This window comes from Desulfosporosinus paludis (genome assembly GCF_045689965.1).
Taxonomy (GTDB): Bacteria; Bacillota; Desulfitobacteriia; order Desulfitobacteriales; family Desulfitobacteriaceae; genus Desulfosporosinus; species Desulfosporosinus paludis.
Genome location: NZ_CP144211.1, coordinates 1,702,173 through 1,725,447, shown reverse-complemented (window position 1 = coordinate 1,725,447; position 23,275 = coordinate 1,702,173). Strand labels below are relative to the sequence as shown.

At 41.8% G+C, this 23,275-nt stretch carries 25 protein-coding genes and 1 pseudogene; 17 read left to right on the top strand and 9 right to left on the bottom strand.

The genetic code is table 11. The features are described from left to right. Positions 1–67: 67 nt before the first annotated feature. Entirely contained in the window at positions 68–1,108 is a 1,041-nt protein-coding gene (locus VZF35_RS08825) for a galactose ABC transporter substrate-binding protein (protein WP_407312849.1), read from the bottom strand. A 381-nt stretch (positions 1,109–1,489) separates the two neighbouring features. Between VZF35_RS08825 and VZF35_RS08820 the strand changes: the two genes are divergently transcribed. Together VZF35_RS08820 and VZF35_RS08815 are read left to right on the top strand one after the other, a co-directional pair. Beyond that, the gene (locus VZF35_RS08820) at positions 1,490–2,332 is read left to right on the top strand and encodes a DegV family protein (protein WP_407312848.1); all 843 of its coding nucleotides are present in this window, start codon (positions 1,490–1,492) and stop codon (positions 2,330–2,332) included. A 204-nt stretch (positions 2,333–2,536) separates the two neighbouring features. Then, positions 2,537–2,701: a hypothetical protein gene (locus VZF35_RS08815; RefSeq protein ID WP_407312847.1), complete on the top strand. Its 165-nt coding sequence runs from the start codon at positions 2,537–2,539 to the stop codon at positions 2,699–2,701. 1 nt (position 2,702) lies between these two features. Here the strand turns inward: VZF35_RS08815 and VZF35_RS08810 are convergent, their stop codons facing one another. Together VZF35_RS08810 and VZF35_RS08805 are read right to left on the bottom strand one after the other, a co-directional pair. After that, positions 2,703–2,978, bottom strand: a complete 276-nt coding sequence (locus tag VZF35_RS08810; RefSeq protein ID WP_407312846.1) for a hypothetical protein — start codon at positions 2,976–2,978, stop codon at positions 2,703–2,705. Beyond that, positions 2,957–3,676 (bottom strand): hypothetical protein, encoded by a 720-nt coding sequence (locus tag VZF35_RS08805; protein ID WP_407312844.1) that lies wholly within the window; start codon positions 3,674–3,676, stop codon positions 2,957–2,959. The genes VZF35_RS08810 and VZF35_RS08805 overlap by 22 nt, the downstream gene beginning before the upstream one ends. Positions 3,677–3,889: 213 nt before the next feature. On the opposite strand from VZF35_RS08805, the gene VZF35_RS08800 reads away from it, so the two are divergent. Beyond that, positions 3,890–4,483, top strand: coding sequence for a hypothetical protein (locus VZF35_RS08800; protein ID WP_407312843.1), 594 nt, complete (start codon positions 3,890–3,892; stop codon positions 4,481–4,483). Here the strand turns inward: VZF35_RS08800 and VZF35_RS08795 are convergent. The 4 genes from VZF35_RS08795 to VZF35_RS08780 form a co-directional block, all read right to left on the bottom strand. Further along, positions 4,469–5,146 (bottom strand): B-box zinc finger protein, encoded by a 678-nt coding sequence (locus VZF35_RS08795; protein ID WP_407312841.1) that lies wholly within the window; start codon positions 5,144–5,146, stop codon positions 4,469–4,471. The genes VZF35_RS08800 and VZF35_RS08795 overlap by 15 nt on opposite strands. Before the next feature lie 18 nt (positions 5,147–5,164). Beyond that, complete coding sequence (locus VZF35_RS08790; protein ID WP_407312839.1) at positions 5,165–5,737, bottom strand: anti-sigma factor family protein; 573 nt, start codon at positions 5,735–5,737, stop codon at positions 5,165–5,167. After that, positions 5,718–6,284 carry an RNA polymerase sigma factor gene (locus tag VZF35_RS08785; protein WP_407312837.1) on the bottom strand — a complete coding sequence of 189 codons (567 nt, stop codon included), beginning with the start codon at positions 6,282–6,284 and terminating at the stop codon, positions 5,718–5,720. The genes VZF35_RS08790 and VZF35_RS08785 overlap by 20 nt, the downstream gene beginning before the upstream one ends. Positions 6,285–6,446: 162 nt before the next feature. Continuing rightward, a complete protein-coding gene (locus VZF35_RS08780) occupies positions 6,447–6,917 on the bottom strand; it encodes a hypothetical protein (RefSeq protein WP_407312836.1) in 471 nt (156 codons plus the stop codon). A 455-nt stretch (positions 6,918–7,372) separates the two neighbouring features. On the opposite strand from VZF35_RS08780, the gene VZF35_RS08775 reads away from it, so the two are divergent. The 14 genes and pseudogenes from VZF35_RS08775 (at position 7,373) to VZF35_RS08710 (ending at position 20,376) form a co-directional block, all read left to right on the top strand. Then, complete coding sequence (locus tag VZF35_RS08775; protein ID WP_407312835.1) at positions 7,373–8,272, top strand: ATP-binding protein; 900 nt, start codon at positions 7,373–7,375, stop codon at positions 8,270–8,272. A 14-nt stretch (positions 8,273–8,286) separates the two neighbouring features. Next, complete coding sequence (locus VZF35_RS08770; RefSeq protein WP_407312834.1) at positions 8,287–8,589, top strand: 4Fe-4S dicluster domain-containing protein; 303 nt, start codon at positions 8,287–8,289, stop codon at positions 8,587–8,589. 39 nt (positions 8,590–8,628) lie between these two features. Beyond that, positions 8,629–9,216 carry a hypothetical protein gene (locus VZF35_RS08765; protein WP_407312833.1) on the top strand — a complete coding sequence of 196 codons (588 nt, stop codon included), beginning with the start codon at positions 8,629–8,631 and terminating at the stop codon, positions 9,214–9,216. A 13-nt stretch (positions 9,217–9,229) separates the two neighbouring features. Next, on the top strand, positions 9,230–9,427 hold the full coding sequence (locus VZF35_RS08760) for a hypothetical protein (protein ID WP_407312832.1): 198 nt from the start codon (positions 9,230–9,232) through the stop codon (positions 9,425–9,427). A 40-nt stretch (positions 9,428–9,467) separates the two neighbouring features. Continuing rightward, entirely contained in the window at positions 9,468–9,863 is a 396-nt protein-coding gene (locus VZF35_RS08755; RefSeq protein ID WP_407312831.1) for a MaoC family dehydratase N-terminal domain-containing protein, read from the top strand. After that, entirely contained in the window at positions 9,863–10,276 is a 414-nt protein-coding gene (locus VZF35_RS08750; protein ID WP_407312830.1) for a MaoC family dehydratase, read from the top strand. Before VZF35_RS08755 ends, VZF35_RS08750 begins: the two co-directional genes overlap by 1 nt. Before the next feature lie 170 nt (positions 10,277–10,446). Continuing rightward, a complete protein-coding gene (locus VZF35_RS08745) occupies positions 10,447–11,226 on the top strand; it encodes an enoyl-CoA hydratase/isomerase family protein (protein WP_407312829.1) in 780 nt (259 codons plus the stop codon). A gap of 50 nt (positions 11,227–11,276) precedes the next feature. Further along, positions 11,277–12,755 (top strand): 4-hydroxyphenylacetate 3-hydroxylase family protein, encoded by a 1,479-nt coding sequence (locus VZF35_RS08740; protein ID WP_407312827.1) that lies wholly within the window; start codon positions 11,277–11,279, stop codon positions 12,753–12,755. Positions 12,756–12,981: 226 nt separating this feature from the next. Further along, the gene (locus VZF35_RS08735) at positions 12,982–13,752 is read left to right on the top strand and encodes an alpha/beta fold hydrolase (protein ID WP_407312825.1); all 771 of its coding nucleotides are present in this window, start codon (positions 12,982–12,984) and stop codon (positions 13,750–13,752) included. Positions 13,753–13,981: 229 nt separating this feature from the next. Beyond that, positions 13,982–15,382 (top strand): sigma-54 interaction domain-containing protein, encoded by a 1,401-nt coding sequence (locus VZF35_RS08730; protein WP_407312823.1) that lies wholly within the window; start codon positions 13,982–13,984, stop codon positions 15,380–15,382. Positions 15,383–15,620: 238 nt separating this feature from the next. Beyond that, positions 15,621–16,013 (top strand): hypothetical protein, encoded by a 393-nt coding sequence (locus tag VZF35_RS08725; protein WP_407312821.1) that lies wholly within the window; start codon positions 15,621–15,623, stop codon positions 16,011–16,013. Positions 16,014–16,124: 111 nt separating this feature from the next. Then, positions 16,125–17,426 (top strand): DUF362 domain-containing protein, encoded by a 1,302-nt coding sequence (locus tag VZF35_RS08720; protein WP_407312820.1) that lies wholly within the window; start codon positions 16,125–16,127, stop codon positions 17,424–17,426. A 249-nt stretch (positions 17,427–17,675) separates the two neighbouring features. Next, positions 17,676–19,489, top strand: a pseudogene (locus VZF35_RS08715) (acyl-CoA dehydrogenase). A 20-nt stretch (positions 19,490–19,509) separates the two neighbouring features. Beyond that, the gene (locus tag VZF35_RS08710) at positions 19,510–20,376 is read left to right on the top strand and encodes a 3-hydroxyacyl-CoA dehydrogenase family protein (RefSeq protein WP_407312818.1); all 867 of its coding nucleotides are present in this window, start codon (positions 19,510–19,512) and stop codon (positions 20,374–20,376) included. A 650-nt stretch (positions 20,377–21,026) separates the two neighbouring features. On the opposite strand, the gene VZF35_RS08705 is transcribed toward VZF35_RS08710, so the two are convergent. Together VZF35_RS08705 and VZF35_RS08700 are read right to left on the bottom strand one after the other, a co-directional pair. After that, complete coding sequence (locus tag VZF35_RS08705) at positions 21,027–21,941, bottom strand: phosphatase PAP2 family protein (RefSeq protein WP_407312817.1); 915 nt, start codon at positions 21,939–21,941, stop codon at positions 21,027–21,029. A gap of 47 nt (positions 21,942–21,988) precedes the next feature. Beyond that, positions 21,989–23,194, bottom strand: coding sequence for a heparan-alpha-glucosaminide N-acetyltransferase domain-containing protein (locus tag VZF35_RS08700; protein ID WP_407312816.1), 1,206 nt, complete (start codon positions 23,192–23,194; stop codon positions 21,989–21,991). Between the last annotated feature and the right edge of the window lie 81 nt (positions 23,195–23,275).

The following is a 23,275-nucleotide window of genomic DNA, read 5'->3' as shown; positions in this document are numbered from 1 at the left end:
CGAAACGTTGCCCCCTTGCTTCATTCACTGTAAGCACTTCAAGCCATAGGTATTCGAAAGGAGATGGTTATTGGGCGTCTGCCATATTAGCTTTGGTAATTTTCTTATATGGAACCCAGACATATTGGCCGTCTGTGATATCATACCCTGCATTGTCTTTGCTTGGAGTTAATCCTTTGGCTAAAGCAACCGATAGGTTCAGAGTTGCTGCACCTTGATTCTTAGCATCGTTTAATACGGTACCTAAGAGGGTTCCGTCTTTTAAAGCTTGAAGGCCTGGAGCTGTGGCATCAACGCCGACGACAGGCATATACTTGTCATTGGCAAAGTACCCTTTTGCTTTTAAAGCTTCGATAGCCCCTAAGGCCATATCATCATTGTTAGCCAGAACAGCTTCGATTTTATCCCCTTGTGCTCCTAAGAATGCAGCCATTTTATCTTGTGCCTTAGAGCGATCCCACATAGCGGTGTCTTGAGCAAGTATGTTCACTTTAATTCCGGCATCTTGAATGGCTTTAACAGAATATTTCGTACGGGCGATCGCGTCTTGATGTCCGGGTTCTCCTTGCAAAATAACAACATCCATGGTTCCGTCCTTGTTCTTGTCCATTTCAGGATGGGCTTTCCAATAATCCACTAGGATTTGTCCTTGCATGATCCCGGATTCTTCTGCTTTGGCACCGACATAATATACTTTGTCCCATTTTTTCATATCACTGGCCAGAGGTTCACGGTTGAAAAAGACGACGGGTGTATTAGCTGCTTTGGCTTTGTCGATAATAACTCCGGCTGCCGTGAGGTCGACAGGGTTGATAGCCAGAGCATTGACTTTTTTATTGATAAAGAGGTCGACTTTATCGTTTTGAGTGGGCTGAGAATTCTGACTATCTACAATATCGACAGTAGCTTTACCTTGGGCAGCAGTGGAAATGGCGTTACGAACACCTGTCATAAATGTGTCATCAAATTTGTAGATCGCCACGCCGATAGTGGGCTGCTTGTCCGTGGAGCCGGATGAACTCGAACTGGGGGCAGAGCTTGTGCTGGCACCGCAACCTGCTAGAAATAGCATTGCCCCGGTGATCACAACTGGAAGAAGTTTTTTCATTAATGATCCTCCCTTTTAATTAGTTTTTTCACTTTAATAGACTTAGTAAATTTATTTTCTTAAGTCCATTATAGTGTTCAGTATTCTGAATAGTCAAGGACTTTATTTTCCTTAATAAGACCCTTAAAAAGGGAAAATATCCCTATAATAACCATTTGCTTTCATTCTTTTAACTTACATTATTAGTGTTTTAAATTAACAATCTGAGATAAAATCCATAATCTGTGAAGGAGAATAGTGCCAAGAAGGCGAATTAAGTGATATCTTGGAGCGTATCAATATCAGGAAAGGAATATAGATTTTCTTAACTCGGAAAGAAGCTGTGGAGTAAGGCCTTGGACTTTGGGAATTAGACGATAATCGACAGACGGGGGATTTTGAATGAAAAGGATCGCACTGGTTACTGACAGTACGGCCGACCTAACAGAAGAAATGAAAAAGGAGTGTGACATCCACGTCGTTCCTTTGAAAGTTAACTTTAGAGATCAAGAGTACTCGGATGAAGAACTTTCCAGCGAAGAATTTTATCGGCGCTTAGCTGCTGAAGAGGAACTTCCTAGGACGTCCCAACCGTCACCCGAGGAGTTTGGACGATTGTATAGTAAGCTGCTTGAAGAATATCAAGAGATTATTTCAGTGCATATCTCTTCTGCTTTGAGTGGAACATTTAATGCTGCAAATCTGGCTAAAGAAAAGTTTAAAGCAAAGATACACCTCGTAGACTCGAAAACGATTAGTTTAGGCATGGGTCTAATGATGATAGAAGCTGCCCGAAACATTAAAGAAGGGTATGATACTGCCTGGATTCTAGATAATCTTGAGAAAGCAAGGAGAAACATCGAAACTCTATTCACGCTAAACACGTTAGAGTACCTGCAGAAAGGCGGGAGAATTGGCAGAGTTCAAGGATTTATGGGATCCCTTCTCAACCTTAAACCGATTATAAGGGTGGGGGATGATGGAGTATACCACACTTATGCTAAAGCTCACAGTCAGAAAAAGTCGCTCGAATGTGTCGTCCAGGCCTTTCAGGATTTAGCGAAAGGCAGAAAACATCTCCGCCTTGCAGTGGCCCACGGAGCTGCGGAACAAGCGGCTCATTATTTAAAGGAAGCTTTGGAAAATGCTTGTCAACTTCAAACAACAGTTATTACTCAGGTTGGAGCAGTTATTGGCGTTCACACCGGTCCGGGGACGGTAGGAGCGGCCATTCAGTTTGAATAAATTAATAGAGTAAGCATTAATTTCCCCAACATAAAAGGGGTTGCAACAAACTGTAAATAGTCTTGTTGCAACCCCATTTCGGTAATTTATAGAAAAACGCTCCGCGGGTGATAATTGAAAAACCGACGGTATAAGCTACTCCTAGAGGAGTTATTAGAGTCAGGAATAGACTAGAAAATCGGGTTTTTCGAAGGGTGAGTGATTATGGGTTATTTGCCGTTGATCATTGCAATAGGAATTGTTTTACTTTTTGGTTATTGGTCTAGGTACCGTCGCCGTCAATTAGAAAAGAAAAAAGTAAGAAAAGCTGCACAGGTATATCCTTTGGGGAAGGGAAAGAGGAATACGAAACTGCGCAGAGTTAAATAGACTAAGTTCGGTAAACATCGACTAAAGGCTTAACTTCCATTTCCCATAAAGCCTGAGTTGTTGCAGGATTGAGGCTGGGCTTTTTCAGCATAGCCTTCAATAGCTCCTCTTGGCGTTCAGTGCATTGGTAATTTGAAATTTGAGAGAGCGCATATTGGGCAAAATCCCGTACTAAGAAATTGAAAATCTCATCGATCAAAGCGGAAGAAATGGGATAAATCTTGGAGTTTTCTAAAATCAATTGAGCATAAACAATTAAAGTAAACATTTTTCCCAAGGCAAGCATGTAGTCTGTATTTTTGACTTGTTCCTGATTTGGACTGGCTTGTAGGCATGAGTACAAATTCCGATGGAGGCGAAACCTAATTGGAATTTGCCAATGTTAACGGATGAAAGGGAAGAGTCCCAGGCTAAAGTTCCACTAGAAAGAATATCATCTGTTGAAATCGGATATTCTATGAGTTCATAATCTCCGACATATGCCGCACGTACTCCTGAAGTGGAGATTTTTTTATTTAATTTAAAGTTGCGATATTGAGTGTCGACGATAAAAAAGACATAGTCCTTTGTATCTTTATAGCGCCCAAACGTCGAGACGAGCGCGGCCTTATTGGCGTTGCCGATATAATACTTTCCGCCATTAGCTAAGTACGGTCCTTCTTTTACGGGAGTTAAGGACATTTCATTACTATAGAGATCAGCACCATGGGTTTTTTTCGATAAGCCAAAGGCAAAGATCCCTCCGTCAATCAGTTTTCGAACAGTTATGTGCTTTGCTTTCTCATTATCTCCCATCCATAGGGGTCCTAATCCAAGGATGGTAACTTGGTATGCGTATTGATAAGACAGGGAATAAAAGGCACTAATCTCATTGAATTCACAGACACGACTCAAGTCAAATCGCGAATCTGCAGCTCCATAACCTGTTGGAGTCAAAAGAGTGGAGAAAATCTGATTCCCTTTAACTATTAACATCGAAAACCTCCCTAGTCTTTTGACCAAGGAGGGTTACTTCAGGGACTTTGGATAAAAAATTTCCATGTATAGTTATATTTGCCCATTTTTAGATAGGAAAAAGAAAAAATTGGTCGAATATTCTATTTTAAGAATGGTTGTTTATAGACATTGGTTGAAGAGGATTGAGAAGGATTCATTTTTGCTTGGGGGTCTATGAAAGGAGAGATGCATATGGAAAATTTGCTGAAGAGAAAAGGATTTTCCAGAATATTGTTTGATGCAATTCCTCAGTTGGCCTTAGTTCTTGATCCAAAGTTACTGGTTCATGCGGTGAATCATGCAGCATTGTCTTACTGCTCAAATGCGGACAGCCAACTTCAGGGAGAACGATGTGGCGAAGTTCTGGGCTGCCTTCATTATCAAGAAAATGAGTTAGGGTGTGGATTTGGCCCATCCTGTAAAACATGCATTGCCAGGAATACCGCTCTTGAAGCTATCATGGTGAGAGAAACACGTCATGCTAAGGGGAAGCTGGAATTTCTTTCAGGGAGTGAAATGTCAGTTTTTGTGAGTGCCTCACCCTTTGAATACAGACATCAGGTTTATGTTGTCATTATTATCGAAGATATCTCATTAATCACTGAGTTGAAAGGCTTAATCCCTATCTGTGCATCGTGTAAGAAGATTCGGGATGATAAAGGCTTTTGGAGTCGTGTTGAGAATTATATAGAAGAACACTCGGAAGCAGAATTTACTCATGATATTTGTCCGGAATGCGCCAAACGTTTATACCCCACGTTAAATCCTGAGTCAATGGTCATCTGAAATGTCCACTCCGGTTTTGGCTGGCTGCTTTGCTTTTATAATCAGGTAAATGCCTCCTAAAATAAGACAAAATGGAACGAAACTGCTTCTTAGCATGTAATAATTATTCCAATTCCCAAAGAGACGAACAAAGATCGAATAGCGTTCCATTACATGAGAAAGGCTGAGACAACCAATGACGATTACGATAACTCCAATAATACGTCGGTTTTTCAGTAGAAGAGTATAGTCGAATAATTGACGGTTAAAGAGATCCTCATCGCTAAGGCTCAGACCTTTCAATTGTTGTTTTTTTAAGTTATGACTTTCAAAAAAGCTAAAAAACCAAGTCGGTATTAGAACTAAAGGGATTAAAACATTTAAACCAATATAGTCTGATACACAAATCACTCCTAAAGGAATAACCATAAGCTGTAAACCGCGGCGAAAGAGCCCCATTTGCATGTGTGCAGCACCCGGAATAAGACTCAAACAGAAAAATAGGAATTTCTCCAGGAGCGATTTCCTTGGCAAGGTTTCCGGTTCAGAAAAGAGTGTTTGTTGAATACAATGACGGCAGATAGTTTTATCGTCTATTTTTAGAGTACATTCTGGACAAATCGGACGCTTGCACTTCTCACAAAGAGATTGAGCTTCTTGGCTCGGGTGGTAATTACAATTCATGGATAGACCTCCTTAATTTCATCTTGTTAAGTTTGCTTGGTATACTGACAGTGAGTCAATTTTCATAAGAACATCATGAGTTAATTCACTCATTTTATCGAAAGGAAGTACTATTTGCTTAATTAGCTCATTGTTCAATTCAGCAATTTGTGTGCTCTTGAAACTGACAGTCAAAGACGATAGGTTTAGAGCGAAAAGGAGAAATCCTGCTGCTACCATGCTTAGTCCCCAATTTTTTAAATCAAAACGTTGGAACGAATTCTTTCTATCTTTGGTTTTACGGAAAGTATAAGTTTTTGGATTTGTAAGTAAGATCAGCGGCTCTTGTTCTGTTTTAAGCTCGGCGTATGCCGGGTTTTCTTTATATTTGTTTTTGTCAATGGTCATCATGATATTAATTTTAAGGTCTAAAGGAGGAGTGAAGGTGACCCGCCCTTTAGATAATAAGTCAGCTGTTTCCTGAATAAGTGAAACAGTATGCCGGCATTCAGGGCAATGCGTTAAATGGGCTGCCATATCAAGGAGTACCGCTTCAGCCAAATTCTTCTTAATATAGCTGTGCCAATCATCCTCACTTCGATAACATGTCACGACACTCACCTCCTGACAATGAAGAATTTAGTTTCTCTTTTAATAGCTTTCGGCCACGGAACAAGCGCGTTTCAACGGTTCTTTTAGCAGTATCCGTTATTTCAGCAATTTGTTGAGGGTTGAAGTCTTCGAAGTAGTACAGGATAAGCACTATGCGGTAAATGTCCGGCAGGCTTCCGACGGCAGCCTGGACTTCTGCGGCCACTTCTTGACGCAGCAGCAGATCTTCAGGACCATCTCTCATATCATGGAGGTTATTTAAGTAAGCTGTTTCTGCATAACGCGGCCTTTTCTTCCGGCACCAATCCAGGCAGTGATTAACGGCGATTCGGTAAAGCCAAGTTGAAAAAGCCGAACCCTGTTTGAACCCTTCAAGGCTGTTGTAAGCTTTAAGGAAAATTTCCTGAGTGATATCTCGGGCATCTTCCATATCCTGAGTGTAGTAATAGGCGGTTCGGTATACCCCTGCTTGATAGCGCTCAACGATATCGTCATAGCGTTCACCATTTCCCACAAGAATGCTGCGAATTATTTCATCATCATGCAAATATTAATCACCGCCTTTATAACCCTTTAGACGTTTAATTGTTAATTTATACGTCAATAAACGTAAAATCCCGCTGCATGAATTTCAGCGGGATTACTTCTGGAATTTAAAACCTTTGATCATCAGGGTTTTCTTATGAAAAAACGCTAATAGATTTAACAGTTATACGGGCTGCTTCTTTACCTTGTTTTGAAAAAACAAAAATATAGGTAGGGGAATAACAATCCAGCCAAAGCTTTTTATCAGGCTATTTACTGCTCTTGTCCTAGTGATCGCTTTTTCTTCGGCAACCATTTGATCGTAGTTGCTTTTTAATTCGGCATCACTCAGTGCTTGACCTTGTCCTTGCCCAAGAGCTGTGTTCTGCTTATACTCTGGCATTGTCCGATATTGTTCAAAACTTTGATAGTTAGCAGGCGGAGAAACGATGTCTGCTACTGCCATAAAAGCAGCTACAGTGCCGCCGATCGTCATCATCAATGTTGCGAAAAGTATCAAATATACATAGACAGTTTTAATCATTTCGTGTCCCCTTTCCAGAGATACTCCGCTTCCTTTTTTAAAACCAACAATACTTGATATGACCAGAACAATGAAAACTACAGGTATAATTCCGATTAGAATACCTATCACTATTTTGACCACCCCATAACATAGTATCTATTTGTGATTATTTCGATGAGAGTTTGCAAATTCCTTTATTTGAAATTTATATAAGAATTCTTCTCCTGCTTCTTGGGATGCCCTTGGCAGCTATTGACTATGTATAGCAAGTATACATAATGTATCTGATTGAGACAGAGAGTGCTCTAAGTAGAGATGGTTCTTTGAAAACTTCAGAGGAGCTAGAGTGCACCCTCGCCGCGAAATAATCTTTTTAAGGTATGCGGCTTCGGCGAAGCCGTCTACTGGAAGGTTTGTATCTGAAGCCTCGACGTTCAGCCTTAGCTGAACGAGTTCACTGGCATAAAAATTGCTAACATAATTGCTAACATATGAAGTTATGCTCAGGACATCAACTAGAGGAAGAATTGTGAAGAAAACTTGGCAGGTCTCAAGCCTTAGCCCAGGAGGGCTTAACTACACTTATGCTTCAGAAAGTATTTAACAAAGTTATACTTTCTGACAGTGCCAGAAAAGGGAGGAATCTCGAAATGTGTTGGGTATGTGAAAAATACGGTAACGGTCAGAAATGGTATCTCAATCCCGAAAATTACGCTCGGCGCCTTTACAAAGTGCGTAAAGAAGGCAAAGAGGCTGCGGGAGCTGACGCAGATCCACAATCGGCGGGAATGGGTGCAGGCGTGGTGGCAGAGTTGGTGAAGGCACGTCTTAGCGGAGATATTGATTGGGAAGAGGAAATCAAGCGAGAGGCTTTAGAGCATGCCTATCAGACCCATTTCGGACAAGTTGTTACCTTAGATGAATATCTGCAGATCCTGGATACAGCATATCCTTTAGCCAAAATGACGTGCGGGTGTCGTCGGGTGCAGCGGGGGATGCCTGATGAAGAGAATTTTACCTGTATGGGTATAGGTCCCGGCATGTATAAATGGGAACGTTGGCCCGAGACCTATCGTGGCGGGGTAGAGTTTGTTACCCCCGAGGAAGCTAAAGAATGGGCAATGATGAATCATAAAGACGGGCGTGTACAAACTGTTGATGTGTTTGGTACTCCCTACATTGGAGGGCTATGTCAATGTGAATATCCAGGCTGCGTAGCAGTTCGCAATCGAATTGATTATGATTTTAAGTTTTTGTTAAAAGGACATTTCGTTGCTAAGGTAGATCGTGAAAAATGTACGGGATGTAAAAGCTGCCTTGGCCGTTGCCAGTTTAAAGCACTTAATTTAGAAGTGTATACGAGCAAAGCCTATATCGACCTCGATCAATGTTTTGGCTGTGGACTCTGTGTCACCGCTTGTCCGACTGGTGCTATCGAGTTGTATGATCGGCAAAGTATGCCGGGATTAGTTGAAAACTGGTAAAGGGGAGGAGCAAAATGATCGCTCAAATTAAGATAGACTATTCTTTATGCCAAGATCCTTTAAATTGCCGCAAATGTTTAAGTGTGTGCCCTTCCGTTGTATTCGTATGCGGCCCCACAAAGGTCTGGAAAGGGCGGGAAAGCGATCCTGGTGAGTATAAAATTATTGGACGCTATTACGACAAATGTTCCGGCTGCGACGACTGTGTTAAGGTTTGTCCAACAAGTGCCATTAAACTTTCGTTTGTACCCCGAGAACAGCTCGCTCAGAAGTTTCGAGAAGAACGAGCAGCTCAATTAAAAGAACGTCAGTCTTAAAGGTTAGCTTAGAATTCGAGAATGAAGGAGAGTTAGGCTATGGCTTTAGATTTTAAGGTCTTGCAAAAAGTCAAAGGAAACCCCAGCACCGAGGTTGCACCCAACCGACGTTTAAGGATAAATCCTGGTCAAGATTATAGTTATGATATGCCCAAGGAGCTTATCTACAAGGTAAACAAAGAATTCCCTTTGGAAAGCATATTTAACCAAGTTGGCGAGGTTAGTGAAGAGGAATTGGCCAGACAAGGGCAAGATTTTATGAATGTTTTAATAAAAGAAGCGGATTCTGAAACGTATCGGGATAGAACTGCAGACATGATTGAAAAAGTAGCTCAACAAACTGGAATACGTTTTCCCCATGTGTTCGAGAGGTATATAGAGCTGGGGATCTTGACGCTGCGTCCCAGAGATGCTTGGATGGTGACTCAGGCGACAACGAAAACTTTAAAAGTGTGCAGCTTTAACTGTGGGCTAAGTAAACTATTTGCTGGGAAGGGAATCAATCATTGTGAAGCGTTCTGTCTAGCTGTGGGCAGAACTGTTGCTGAAAAAGTTGGAATGACTATAGACATAACTTGCAACAAGGATGGCAATGGCTCTTGCGAACTTATTTTTTACCCACAATAAAGGGGGGATCAGGATGCACATTGGCCATAACCACGATGACATAGATCACGAGAACTTGGCTTTAAGGCATTACGGTGAAGGCATTTACCAAGAATCACAAGGAAACCTGGCAGAGGCCTTCAATGAGTATATGATGGCCAATGTTCTTGATCCTAGATTAGCGGTAGCCCAGACAAAGCTGGTTATCCTGAGACAGAAATTAAGTCTTTAAACTGGAACAGGAGCGATCTTAAGAAGGAAGGCGGAGGCTAATGATTGGTAAAGAGTTGATCGGCCGAGAGAGTGAGTCAGTGGTAGTAAAAATCAAATCCGAAGAAGTGCGGCGGTTTGCTGAGGCCACGGGAGTTCCTTTCAATGATCGAGTGCCTCCAACCTTTGTAGGAACACTGATGCAGGCGTCCATTGCTGGAATAGAATTGCCTATTGTTGGCTTGATCCATGGAGAACAAAAAATTACCTATCATCGTCCGATTCGAATAGGGGACAGCATCTCTTATAAAAGACGAGTAAAAGATGTTTATGATCGAACAGGTAGACTAGGAAAAATGACCTTTGTGGTACTAGAAACAGTTGGACATGATTTAACGGGGGAATTAGTGTTTACCAGTAGTTCCGTTTTAATTGCTCAGGCAAGGGAGGAAGCTTAATGAAAAGTTTATTTGATTACCAAGTATCTGAGCGACTTCCTGTCCGCAAGTGGGTTCCTAGTCCCATGCAAATTCGGCAGTATGCCGAGGCCTCCGGGGATTTCAATCCCATTCACCTTGATGACAATTATGCCCGTCAAGCTGGCCTTGGAGGGGTCATTGCTCATGGAATGCTTTTGATGGCCCAACTGGCTGCTATGCTTACTGATTGGATCGGAGAAGAAGGTGGAATTGCTAAACTCGAAGTGCGCTTCGAACAAATGGTTCGTCCCGGAGATACTATTTTATGCTCTGGCTCTATAAGGGCCCGTTCAGAAAACATTTTGGTCTGTGATTTAACTGTTGTAAATGATAGTGGCGAAAGAGTATTGTCAGGTTTAGCGCATATTACAATTAATCATAACAAAATTTGAATTATACAGTGTCTTCGGTGCCAGCCAAGCTTTCTTTATATCGAAAAAATTGGCATAATTCTTGCTTATAAGATTTTAGGGGAGGTTCTAGATTCCCGGAAGAGTAGGAGTTGAGAAGGATTTTGCTTCTTGACAAACAGATTAAATCTCGTTGAATAGGAGGATTGAAAATGGTATACGAAACGATTTTGGTGAAACTTGAGGAAGGGATCGCGACAGTCACTTTAAATCGACCGGAAGTCTTAAACGCTCTAAATAATCAAGTTTTCAACGATCTGGCAGACGCGGCTTTAACCCTGGGGGCTGATGATTCAGTTCGGGTTGTGATTATTACTGGAGGAAGCAAGGTATTTGCTGCGGGTGCAGATATCGGTCAAATGGTTTCGGCTACAGCCGTCGATGTTTCTACTGGGGATCGACCTTCTCGCCGGGCTTTTCATCTGATTGAAACGATGCCTAAACCGGTTATTGCTGCAATTTCTGGGTACGCCTTGGGGGGAGGATGTGAACTGGCTTTAGTCGCAGATGTTCGTATTGCTGCAGACAACGCGCAATTAGGCCTGCCGGAAATCAAATTGGGAATTCTGCCAGGTGGAGGGGGTACTCAACGTTTGCCCCGTTTGATTGGTTCCGGCCGAGCGAAGGAATTAATCTTCAGTGGAGATTTTATTAACGCTGAAGAAGCTTGGCGTATAGGGCTTGTCAATAAAGTAGTTCCAGCCGACCAATTATTAGAGGAAGCTTACAAAATGGCCAAAAGATTTGCGGCCCGTGGCGCGATAGCCTTGAATATGGCCAAATTGGCCGTGAATGAGGGGCTAAGAATGGATTTAGAGGCAGGCCTTCAATATGAGCATAAATGTTTTAGCCTTCTCTTTGCTACCGAAGATCAAAAAGAAGGAATGAAAGCCTTTTTAGAAAAGAGGCCGGCTAAGTTTCAGGGTAAATAGTGTGGTGGGCCTTGGAAATGCCTGATCATAATCGAGGAGGAATAAAACTGATGCGAACGAGAGCTCAATATTTCGAAGGGCTAAGTAAAATGAACAGAAATCTTTACTCGAATGGAGAAAAGATTGACAGGCTTGATCCGCGCCAAGAAGGCGCTCTCAATGTAATGGGTTTGACCTTTGATGCCGTATGGGACCCCGCCGGTAAAGACCTGTGTACTGCAACGTCACATATTACAGGACAAACCATCAACCGTTTCAATCACATACATCAGAATAGGGAGGACTTGCACAAAAAACAAGATATGACTCGGTTTCTGTGCAATAAGGTTGGACAGTGCATCCAACGTTGCATGGGAATAGATGCTGCCAACGCGATTAATGCTGTTTCTTATGAGGCTCAAAAATCTCCCAAAGCCAAAACGGCTTACCATGACAATTGGCTCAAGTGGTTAGAACGCTTCCAAACTGAAGATCTTGTCGCTAGTTGTGCTCAGACGGATGTCAAAGGAGAACGTTTAAAGCGACCTACTGAGCAGACGGACCCGGACATGTATGTTCATGTTGTCGAAGAGCGGAGTGATGGTATCATTGTTCGGGGTTCAAAGGTTCATATTTCGGAAGCATCAATTTCTGATGAGATTTTAGTCGTGCCGAACAGGGCCTTGCAAAAAGGGGAAGAGGCCTATGCCGTTTGCTTTGCCGTTCCTTCTGATTATGAAGGGATTAAACAGGTTGTTCATTTTCATAATTATCGTAAAAGAGACCACTATCAAAGAGGAATTGAGACAGGATACACTGACTCCTACATTATCTTTGACGATTGTTTCGTTCCTTGGGAGCGAGTATTTTTGTGTGGAGAAACTCAACATGGCGGTATAACGGCTTTGCTGTTTGCTTTGTTTCATCGCCACTCCTATTCAGGGTGTAAGCCCGCTATGCTTGATTATGTCATAGGTCTGGCAGGTCTAGCTGCCGAAATTAATGGTATTGATAAGACTCCCCATGTGCGCGAAATGCTTTCCAAGCTTATCATGACAGGAGAGCTTGGATACGCCGCCGGTTATACAGCCTCAGATCTGGGAAAACCTGAAGTCTACATGCCGGGATTGGGCATGGTACCTTATGGGCCTGGCAGTTATATTCCTAATTCGATCTATGCCAATGTTGGGCGTTGTCTGACGGGTGAGGCGGTGTTCCATGAACAGGAAATTTTGTGCAATATTGCAGGTGGGATGCCGGCAACGTTTCCGTATGAGAAAGATCTAACCAGTCCGGAAACGAGATACCTTCTGGAGAAATACTTAAACCGTAATCCGAAGATACCTGTTGAGGAGCAAATCAAGTTCTGGTTAAATTTCATTGACTTTGGTTTGGCTGGCTCTACAGGCTCGACACAATATGGTGCTTATCATGGGGGAGGGTCCCCAATCATGGAGCAGATTGCCATTACCTCACAATACGATTTAGAGTCTAAGAAAGACATCGTTCGGGCAATCGCCGGAATGACACCCAGACAGAAAAAAAGTTAATGGTAAAACATTAGGGAGTCTCCCCCGACTAAAAGTTGGGGGAGAGGAACTTAGCTGAATCTTTCCATTGCTCCGCTGTATCATATTGCCGAAATGCAGATGGGATTTAATTGCAGTTAAATAGGAAATACGTCGTTAACATTATTAGAGAAGCTTTCCGTGGGCTGGTCTCGATAAGCTGCTAGGCCAACCTTTTTCGTTCTAAGAAAGGAGTGAGTCACATCATATGCCCTATACAAATGTCAAAGGAATAAACACATTCTATTTGTGTACGAACGGAGATTCCTTGCCCATTATTTTAATTCATGGTGCTGGGGGTTCAAGCCAATGTTGGTCTAAACAATTATCAAGCTTGCAAAATCTAGAAAAGCTAATTGCTGTGGACCTACCCGGACATGGAAATTCCGGAGGGGATTTGCTTTCGGACATTGCGGCCATGGCCGAATTCATCAATGATTTTTCTCAAGCCTTAGCTTTAGAAACCTTCATCTTAGTCGGACATTCTATGGGTGGGGCTATTGCTCAAGAGTTCACACTGCGCCATCCGGAAAAAGTAAAAGGGCTCATTCTCATCGGGGCAGGTGCTCGGCTGAGAGTAAGTCAAGGTATTTTAGATGCTTGTGCCTCAGGACAGATGCCCTTTAGGGATGTCAATCATTTGTATGGTTCCGCAACTTCGGAGGATCAAAAAGCTAAGGAAATGAAGAAACTGCAGGAGATTCCTCCAGAAGTATTTTGGGCTGATTTCCAAGCATGCAATACGTTTGACAGGATAGGAGAAGTAGAAAAGATCAAGATCCCCAGTTTGATCCTTGTTGGAGATGAAGATGTCATGACTCCAGTGAAGTACTCCGAATTCCTGGTTGGTAAACTTCCCAAGGCAGACTTGAGAATTATCAAGCATGCAGGGCATATGTGCATGGAAGAAAAGGCCAATGAAGTAACCGAGGAGATCCGCAGTTTTCTAAATCAATTAGACCTTACCGCAAATATCTAGGAATCCACGATTCGATTAGCCCAGAAGATGTCAGCATATCCAATGAATATACGACTTTCAGGAATCCTTGGGATGACTGTTTAAGGCCTAGGATTCTTTTTGCATTTCTAGAAGCAAGCAATTCCTTAAAATAGTTAGAATGTTTAAAATATTATGGTATCCATCTTTACTTTTTTGACTTTACTCGAGTATAATGTTTACAAAAGATACAAAAAGATGGAGGAATAACATGAGTGCCGGAGCCCATGCAGTCACGACAAATGATTTTCCGCGCTGGGATCAAGAATTGTTATTTAAAATCCTAGATAACATTCATGACGTGGTACTAGTGATCGACTCCAATACAACAATCGTCTATGCCAATGAAGCCTACGCTCGAATTTTAGGAGTCCCTGTGGCCAAAGTTTTAGGCCGCAGACTCGACAAAATTGAACCCGATGCCGCAGCAATTAAAGTTTTACACAATGGAAGACCTAGTGATGGCGCAGACCATCTGGATTCTTTAGGAATCGATGTTGTGGGAAGTACCTTCCCCCTATATCAAGGAAAATATATTATTGGTTGTATTTCTACGTTTAAAAACGTTACAGAAGTGGTCGAATTAAATCGAGAGCTTCTGCAAACAAAAGGTGTTGCCGATTATTTGAAAGAGCAGTTGGAGCAATGGGAGCAGCTGCCCCTGTCCTTTAAGGAATACGTCGGTCAAAATCGGAATGTTAAGGAAACCTTAGTATTGGCCGCAAAGGTTGCCCGAACTGACAGTACAGTATTGATTCTCGGGGAAAGTGGTGTGGGCAAAGAAGTTTTAGCTAGAGCTGTTCATAATGCTAGCCGTCGTAAAGATAAGCCCCTGATTAAGGTGAATTGCGCAGCGATTCCTGAGACATTAATCGAAAGTGAATTGTTTGGATACGAAGAAGGGGCCTATACCGGAGCTAAAAAAGGAGGAAAACTTGGTAAGTTTGACCTAGCTCATAGTGGTACAATTTTCTTGGATGAAATTGGGGATATGAGTTTAACCATGCAGGCGAAATTGCTAAGAGTTCTTCAAGAAAGAGAATTTGAACGAGTAGGAGGTTCCACAACCGTCAAGGTTGACATTCGAGTAATTGCGGCTACTAATAGGGACTTAGAAGCAATGATTGCAGATGGAACATTTCGGAAGGACCTCTATTATCGTCTTAACATTGTTCCCTTAAATCTGAACCCTCTGCGTGAACGCAAAGATGATCTAATGGCTTTGACTAAAACATTCCTGGATAAATTCTCAAAAGAAGTCGGTCATGAGCTGCGTCTCTCTCCTCAAGTTGTAAGGATATTTCAGCAATATGATTGGCCAGGTAATATTCGTGAACTGCAAAATGTTCTCGAACATGCCAGCATTGTCTGTAGTGGCTCCTCCATCGAGATCCAGCACTTGCCTGCTCATATTATTCCCAGCAATAATGAGCCGCCGAATGTAAAGGATAAGCCCGGTGAACTTAAGGAAGTTGTGGCGAGAGTGGAAAAAGAAATGATATTAGCTGCTTTGGCGAACCATAACAATAACCGAACGAAAGCTATGAACGTCTTAGGAATCTCTAGACGAGCTTTTTATGATAAATTACGCAGATATGGTATAGAGGAATAGGCTTAAGGTAATTGTGAGTTTTGGAAACTAATAAATGTGGATGGTGTGCGTTTTATATACTATAATCTTTGAGTATCTTCCTTAATATGTTTCAAATTCATACATAACAAAACCCTTCAAAAAGCGAATAGAGCAGTTTGAAGGGTTTTTTAATAGGGAAATCATTGGCATAAAATTTGCTAGCATTTAATAACGTAACTTTCCCTTGTTAAAGGGGCCGAAGGTTAAGCATATTGCTTTGTTTGAACCGCAGGCCAACATTTTGTTCTCAGGAGATATTGATCTTTCCCCTTTTGGTCCTTGGTATGGTAATGTGTGCTCTGATCTTGAGGAATTCGTAGCCTCTATCAATCGCATTATCGATTTAAACCCTAAAGTGTTAGTGACAAGCCATGCAGGTATTATTTCGGATCATATTCCTGAAAGATTAAAGAGATATTCTGAAATGATTGATCTTCGTGACGAACAAATCCTGAAGCACCTTCAAGATTCGAAAGAAGCGGCTGATCTCTTGGGTAAGAAGATTATTTTTAACCGCTACCCGGAGCCACAAAAGGCTTATCGCTTTTTTGAACAGACAATGCTGGAAAAGCATTTGCAGCACCTAGCAAAGCAGGGGAAGATAATATAGAAGTCTAACGGAAAGTATAAGGTCTGTGCCTAAGGCGGTTAGATTATCATGGTTAATGATGCCTAAATGACATGAGTATGAGAAAGATTTCAAATGAAGAGGGGAGTTTCAATGGTCAAACCATCCGTGTCGATCGTTAAAGTAACAGATGTTTATGAGTCTCTTCAACAAAGTCTGAAATTATGTGATGGTCTAGCTGGTTTAAACACCAACGAAAAAATTCTAATTAAGCCGAACATTGTTAGCTGGGATTTTGACTTACCTTTTCCACCCTTTGGGGTAGTAACTACGAGTATCGTGCTGGAAGCTTTAGTTCAAATTCTAGCCGAACATGGATTTAAAGATTTGACAATTGGTGAAGGCGCTCTGCCTGTGTTTAATCCCAAAGGCGAGGCTGTTTATGAAGCATTGGGATATCACAAATTGGCAAAGCGATATGGAGTCAAACTTGCAGATTTCAATCAGGAAGAATTTGTGATTGTAGATTACGGAGATGGCCTTAAGCTTGAAATCGCGAAACAAGCCTTAGAGGCTGATAAGATCATTAATGTTCCTGTATTAAAAACGCATAATCAAGCGAAAGTCTCTTTGGGTATAAAAAACCTAAAAGGATGTCTTAATAAAAGGTCTAAGCAGTTATGTCATGGTGTTGGCGACAAGGAACTTAGCGTTATGTTTCCGAGGATCATTGAAAAGCTTCCTGTTGCCCTAACCATCATTGACGGTTTATACACTCTTGAGAAGGGCCCAGGGCCTACAGGAAAAGCGTTCCGTAAAAACCTGCTCATATCTTCTAGGGATTCATATGCTTGTGATTTAGTGGGAGCGTCGATCCTTGGTTATCCAGCGCAAGAAGTCGAACATCTTAGCAATTATGCCCAACGTCATGGGTATAGTATGGAATTGGCCGATTACGATATCAGAGGAGAGAGAATAGGCGATCATCAGGAATTTGTTGAATACGATTGGGAGTGGACAGAGAAGGATACAGGTCCTGCGGGATTTGAGAAGCGTGGAATCGCAGGTTTAGCGATCCGCAAGTATGACAGCAGCTTGTGTACTGGCTGCTCGGTGCAATACAATCCGATGTTAATCCTCTTTTCTTCGGCTTATAAAGGTAACCCTTTCCCAAATGTTGAGGTGGTGAGCGGCAAGAAGCGTTTAGCATCTCCTGGATTTAATAACTCTGTGCTCTTTGGAAAGTGCTCGTGCCACTTAAATAAAAATAATCCAGAGATTAAGAAAGCAATTCCTCTCTGGGGATGCCCTCCAGACCTTAAAAAATTTGTGGAGGTTTTAGCCGAAGTGGGAATTGAATGTGATTATAAGGAGTATGTACGCTTTCGTCATTACTTATTGGATCGGTATAAAAAGGATGCGGATTTCAAGCTTTCTGACTGGTCTGTCGAATAAGGTTTACGATAAGTTCGTAAGCCTTTCCTTTGGATTTGTCGTTGAGTGATCATTCATTCACAATCAAACAAAACTTGCATTTATGAATCTGATTCCCTCAGTTTCTGGGCTATGATGCTCTTTAGTATTCTTGTTACAAATTATTTTGATTTATAGCCTGTAGCTGGCACGGTTTTTGTAACGCGAATAAGGAAGATAAGAGATCAAAGCTCTAAACTTCAGGATAAAAAGAAGGAGGAAAAAGTTTTTATGGCAAGCAAATATATTTATAACAATCGAGAACACAAATTTATTATCAAGGAATGGTTAGATGGAAAGAAAATACTTGAACTCAAACGCTTTCAGGATTATCTCAATATTGATGATATCGACGGAATTTTAGATCAAGCGTTAAAAATGAGCAAAGAAGTTGTTGCTCCGACGAATGACGAAGGTGACAAAATAGGTGCAGTTTTTGCAGATGGAAAAGTAACAGTTCCGCCTTCTTTCCATAATGCCTTTCGCTTTGTTGAGGAAAATGGATGGGGTGGAAGTAATAAGGATGTAGATGGGGAGGGCACTCTGCCAGCGATCCTATGTGAGGCTGTACGGGAATTTATGATTGGAGCTAATCCAGCCATGACTCCATATATTGGATTAACCGGTGGTATTGCTTCTGTGATAAAGGCTTTTGGATCTCCCGAGCAAATCAACCTTTATACTCCGAAAATGTTTAAAGGTGAATGGGGTGGAACCATGTGTCTAACAGAGCCTGGAGGCGGTTCTGATGTTGGAGATATGCTCTCCAAGGCCTACCCTACGGATGATCCATTAACTTATAAAATAAAAGGTACAAAATGTTTTATTACAGGGGGAGACCATGATCTCACCGAGAACATCATTCACTTAGTGCTTGCCCGAATCGATGGAGCTGCACCTGGAACAAAAGGGTTATCCTTATTTATTGTGCCTAAGATTTGGGTTAAGAACGATGGCAGCCTTGGGGAATCTAACGACGTTTCTACGGTTGGAATTGAACATAAAATGGGCCTTAAAGGTTCTTCAACAGCGGTTCTTAGTTTTGGAGAAGAGGATCAGTGCCGCGGTCTTCTTTTAGGGAGCGCGCCAGATGAAAAGGGTTTGGGCAAGGTATGGCCCAAATGTTTAAGATGATCAATGGTTCGCGACTTGATACAGGGCATAGTGCTTTGGGTGTAGCGACCGTAGCGTATAATAATTCGGTTGAGTATGCTAAAGAACGTATTCAAGGCCGTCCCATTACTGATCCTAAAGGTAAAAGAGTTCCGATCATCCAGCACGAAGATATTCGACGGATGTTGCTTACTCAAAAGGCCACACTCGAAGCTATGCGCGCTATGATATTCCAGGCCTATTATTATTTGGACTTGGCTGAATATGGCGGTGAACCTGAAGAGGCTAGAGAAGCAAAACGTCAAGTTGAAGTTATAACGCCCTTAGTAAAAGCCTATTGTTCAGACCAGGCGTGGTTGATGATTACTGAGGCAATTCAAGTTCATGGAGGGTATGGATTCACTGAAGAGTATCCGGTGGCACGTCAAGCACGTGATGTGAAGATTTACTCAATATGGGAAGGCACTAACTTTATCCAATCAATGGACCTCGTTGGGCGTAAGTGGAGCCTGGACAAAGGAAGCATTTTTAAGGAATGGCTGCAGAGAATCAGCACATTCATCCAAAATAACCGGGAAAATACTTCCTTCGCACGTGAATTCGAGTTACTTAGCCAAGCAATTAAGGCCTACCAAGAAATGATGGGAACAGTCTATGGCTATTTTAAAGGAGACATCCGATTAGTCCCCTTATACAGCACCAGAATTTTACGGATGACTGCCGAATTATATGGCGCATATCTGCTCATGCAACAAGCCTTAGTCGCTCAGGAGAAATTAACTCAAGGATCAGGAGACCTGAACTTCTATAAAGGAAAAATCACCACGGTTAGATTTTATTTGCGAAATATTCTCCCAGATGTCATAGCAACTGCTCAAATTATCAAGGAAGCCGACACATCGGCTATGGATATGCCAGAAGAGGCTTTCTAAAAATTTATGGAGGTGCAATTATGAACGTCGAAGATATTAAAAAGATTTGTGTCATTGGTGCGGGAAATATGGGGCATCAGATTGCTTTGTGTGCAGCTTTAGCCGGGTACAAAGTGACTTGTACAGATATAAGTGAAGAAATGTTGAGTAAAGCCGAAAATTTTGCCCGGACCTATCTCCCTGAACGCGTTGCAAAAGGAAAACTAAAACAAGAACAAGCCACTATGGCCTTGCAAAATCTAAACTTTAGTCAAAGTTTAGAGAAAGCAGCTGGAGATGCCGATTTTGTAATTGAAGCCGCTGTCGAGAAAATAGACATAAAGCGCAAACTTTTTGCTGATCTGGACAGAATTGCTCCATCTCATGCGATTCTGGCTACTAATAGTTCCTTCATTATAAGTTCTAAAGTTGCTGATGTCTCAAAACGCCCAGATAAGGTCTGCAACATGCATTTCTTCAATCCCGCGTTAGTCATGAAACTTGTAGAGGTGGTTCAAGGTCCGCATACTTCTCAAGAAACTGCCCAGATAACGATGGATCTGGCGGCTAAACTCGGCAAAACTGGGGTCTGCTTAAAGAAGGAAATCTATGGTTTTTTAGTAAACCGAATCTTGGCTGCCCTTAATCATGAAGCGATGTTTCTTGCTGATATGGGAATTGCCACCCCTGAAGAGATTGATTTAGCAGTTACGAATGCTTTGGGCCATCCTATGGGACCTTTCCGTTTGGTGGATTTCACAGGAATAGATTTAGCATATTATATTGGAATGGAACGTTATCAGGATACCCAAGATCCTAAAGATAAACCTTCCCCCATCCTGGTCGAGAAATATGCCAAAGGGGAATATGGAGTTAAAACCAAAAAAGGCTTTTATGTTTATGAGTAACTGATTTTCAGATTATTGCTAAGCGAATCTTTATGGTTAAATTATTCTTGATTTTTATTAAAAGGCTTCAGTCATTTAAGAGACTGAGGTCTTTTTTACACTGATCAGAAAGTGTAACTTACGTTCCATACTTTCTGCAGCATAAGTGTAACTAAGTCAGCTGCCTTCGCCAAGGCTAACAAGTGCGAAGACAGTGTCCTCGGGCGTCAGTCAAGTTTTCTTTAAATTTAGAAACAAATCCAGTAACTGTATACTTTACATACAATTTCACTCTACACGTTAGTTATTATGTAACAATTTAATACAAGTACACTTATCTGGTGAGTAACCGTAATGTTATTTTACGGCTAAATATTTCACGTATACTCACTTAGTATCAAGGGCTAAGGTCTTGTAGAGTTCAGAGATGAGCTGCCGAGGACTATCGTGGGGAAAGTTCTGAGACGTCAGTTAGTGGAAGAGGAGAAGGCTAAACTCCAAACTGCCGTAGCAAACCAATCTCCAAGCTAATTATGTAAAGGGATTTTCCTTAAGAAGATAAAGAGGATCGCATAGTTAACGATCATAACAAGGGTTTGTAACAGACAGGTATACAGTTTGTTACAAACCCTTACAAGTACCATAAGCTGGTTTTACAACTTATTAATTTGCTAAGTACAATTCAAATCTTGTAAAGTCTTGGAGTTACGGGCCTTTGTTTTCCATTTAGCTGAGATAATGCCAATAAGCCAATCTCCGAATTTGACGGCAGTGACGGCCAGAACAATACCGGCAAGAACATCCGTAACCCAGTGAATTTCGAGATAGAGCGTTGAGTAGATTACAGAAAAGCAAAAAATTGTCCAGACATAACGGAAGAGTTTATCCTTTTCCCTCCAAGCTAGCAAGAGCATGGCAAAAGCTATAGAAGTGTGCATTGAAGGGAAACAATTGACAACTACAACTGCAGCATCTGCTGCTGAAAGATTGCGGGCCATGCCATCGGGTTGACCTAAGACATACCATACTTCGTTGACATGGATGGTTAAATAGAAAGGAAAGATTAAAAGAAACTGTAAGACGTGAGCTGACAAGCTGTACCGAATCATTTTTAAGGAGTCTTTGGCCCAAAACGATCGAAAAATTGGTATTAGTACCGGGAGGGTAAAACCATTTGCATAAATCCAGCGAAAATAGTCAGTTAACCAAGGAGTTTGAATTATCCTGAATACCCAGCCATCATTTCCGGGGATTGACTTAAATAGAGTATCTAAATCTAATAGATGAGCACGTGTTCCCAATTGCCAATACACAACGTCATTCCAGATCGGAGGAAAATACTGCCACATCAAAATTGGAAATAATACTAAGGGTATTCCAACTCCTAAAAACCGCCGCCAAGGTATGGATAAACGATCAAGCTCTATCCCCCAGAAGGCACCGACAAGTAAAAGATAGGAGTAATGAGCCGGGCGATTGGGAGCAATGAAGACGAAGATTGCTATAGCTATTAAGCATAAACGCAAGGCGTTTTTTTTAGGACATTCTGTCCAATGGATTGTTTTTAGATTTAGGGAAGAAATCATGGATATTACTCAATCCTTTCCTAAGGTTAAGGCCGAATCTCTAAGGTTTACAAGGATGAAATAGATTCTGAACGGGGAAGCAATTTTGAACGGGGGTTCCGAAGCTTGTGAGAGGATCTTAAAATTTGGTAACTTTGGGTGAGAGGATATAAGATCAATATTCCAAGCAGCCAGATACCAGTGCCGGGTAAAAGGGAAAGGGCATTAAAATGACCTAAGACAGCAGGGATTGCAGCATAGAGCCAAAGGTGAGCATTATAAAAGAAAAGTGGCGCTCGACCAAAGTTCTCTAGTAGTCCCCCAATCTTAGAGGTGTCGGAGAGCTTGAAGAAGAGAAAAAATAAGAGAAATACAAGTCCAAGATAGAGAAGAAAATAATCAATACTGGGAGGATACTTAGAAAGTCCCCAGAAACCCTGCATTGTCCCATCGGGAAGAAGATAATCTCCGATTCCCGCTGAGCGCAAAACCAAGAAAAGGGCGATACTGCATAATCCTGAAACTGCAAACCTGTTTGCCTCATACGAAACCCCGCGTTTTTCTGTATATGTTTGCCCGTACAACCAGCCCAGCGTCATTGGTAAAAGCCATGGGATTAAGGGAAAATTGTTATTTACCAACAATTCGGGAGAGAATGGAACTGGCAAGACCAATACAGTTTGGCAGGCTTTAACAAGGGTTTGGAGGAGAGGGAAGTCCATTGTGAACTTGGGAAGGTAGGCTTGACTAAGTAAATAAAGGAATCCGGTCACACCTAAGAGCTTCCAAGGCGAAATCCGGCGTCCAAAAGATAAAACTATAAAGCCCAAACCAATGGAGGATAAGACACTGAGCGAAAAAAATGTCCCAATTGTAGCCGTTGAGAATGACTTAGCTTGAATAAATAGAGGAAGATTAAAAGCAGGAGAAGCAATCAATAGCTGCAAAGCGATAAGAACGAGTCCTCTTTTCCATAAATATTTATCGATACTTAAGTCAGAGGCTCCAGTTGCTTCCCGTTTTTTAATAGACAAGGCTAAAACGTACCCAGCTATAAATAAAAAACCAGGGGCGCAAAGGCTAGACAAAAACATGACGAGTAATCCAAGAAGGGTAGTGCTTCCCAGAGGATGGAACGTTAGAGTCCCATTGACCAAGAGTGGCAGTCCTTCATTATTTACTCGTCCATTACTCCAAAAATACAATGCGTGATCTAAAGCCATAAAGATCATAATCAAACCGCGGGTCCGATCCAAAAATGAAAGTCTCAACATTATCATCTCATTTCTTAATTGCCCTAACTGCCTTCGGTTATAGATTATACTCTCCAAAATTGTTCAAAATCTGCGTAAATG

What these genes read in the sequence shown, in the direction of transcription:
- VZF35_RS08825 (WP_407312849.1), bottom strand. Translation starts at nt 1,108, where the DNA reads ATGAAAAAACTTCTTCCAGTTGTGATCACCGGGGCAATGCTATTTCTA.
- VZF35_RS08820 (WP_407312848.1), top strand. Translation starts at nt 1,490, where the DNA reads ATGAAAAGGATCGCACTGGTTACTGACAGTACGGCCGACCTAACAGAA.
- VZF35_RS08815 (WP_407312847.1), top strand. Translation starts at nt 2,537, where the DNA reads ATGGGTTATTTGCCGTTGATCATTGCAATAGGAATTGTTTTACTTTTT.
- VZF35_RS08805 (WP_407312844.1), bottom strand. Translation starts at nt 3,676, where the DNA reads ATGTTAATAGTTAAAGGGAATCAGATTTTCTCCACTCTTTTGACTCCA.
- VZF35_RS08800 (WP_407312843.1), top strand. Translation starts at nt 3,890, where the DNA reads ATGGAAAATTTGCTGAAGAGAAAAGGATTTTCCAGAATATTGTTTGAT.
- VZF35_RS08795 (WP_407312841.1), bottom strand. Translation starts at nt 5,146, where the DNA reads ATGAATTGTAATTACCACCCGAGCCAAGAAGCTCAATCTCTTTGTGAG.
- VZF35_RS08775 (WP_407312835.1), top strand. Translation starts at nt 7,373, where the DNA reads ATGCTTCAGAAAGTATTTAACAAAGTTATACTTTCTGACAGTGCCAGA.
- VZF35_RS08770 (WP_407312834.1), top strand. Translation starts at nt 8,287, where the DNA reads ATGATCGCTCAAATTAAGATAGACTATTCTTTATGCCAAGATCCTTTA.
- VZF35_RS08765 (WP_407312833.1), top strand. Translation starts at nt 8,629, where the DNA reads ATGGCTTTAGATTTTAAGGTCTTGCAAAAAGTCAAAGGAAACCCCAGC.
- VZF35_RS08760 (WP_407312832.1), top strand. Translation starts at nt 9,230, where the DNA reads ATGCACATTGGCCATAACCACGATGACATAGATCACGAGAACTTGGCT.
- VZF35_RS08755 (WP_407312831.1), top strand. Translation starts at nt 9,468, where the DNA reads ATGATTGGTAAAGAGTTGATCGGCCGAGAGAGTGAGTCAGTGGTAGTA.
- VZF35_RS08750 (WP_407312830.1), top strand. Translation starts at nt 9,863, where the DNA reads ATGAAAAGTTTATTTGATTACCAAGTATCTGAGCGACTTCCTGTCCGC.
- VZF35_RS08745 (WP_407312829.1), top strand. Translation starts at nt 10,447, where the DNA reads ATGGTATACGAAACGATTTTGGTGAAACTTGAGGAAGGGATCGCGACA.
- VZF35_RS08740 (WP_407312827.1), top strand. Translation starts at nt 11,277, where the DNA reads ATGCGAACGAGAGCTCAATATTTCGAAGGGCTAAGTAAAATGAACAGA.
- VZF35_RS08735 (WP_407312825.1), top strand. Translation starts at nt 12,982, where the DNA reads ATGCCCTATACAAATGTCAAAGGAATAAACACATTCTATTTGTGTACG.
- VZF35_RS08730 (WP_407312823.1), top strand. Translation starts at nt 13,982, where the DNA reads ATGAGTGCCGGAGCCCATGCAGTCACGACAAATGATTTTCCGCGCTGG.
- VZF35_RS08720 (WP_407312820.1), top strand. Translation starts at nt 16,125, where the DNA reads ATGGTCAAACCATCCGTGTCGATCGTTAAAGTAACAGATGTTTATGAG.
- VZF35_RS08710 (WP_407312818.1), top strand. Translation starts at nt 19,510, where the DNA reads ATGAACGTCGAAGATATTAAAAAGATTTGTGTCATTGGTGCGGGAAAT.
- VZF35_RS08705 (WP_407312817.1), bottom strand. Translation starts at nt 21,941, where the DNA reads ATGATTTCTTCCCTAAATCTAAAAACAATCCATTGGACAGAATGTCCT.
- VZF35_RS08700 (WP_407312816.1), bottom strand. Translation starts at nt 23,194, where the DNA reads ATGTTGAGACTTTCATTTTTGGATCGGACCCGCGGTTTGATTATGATC.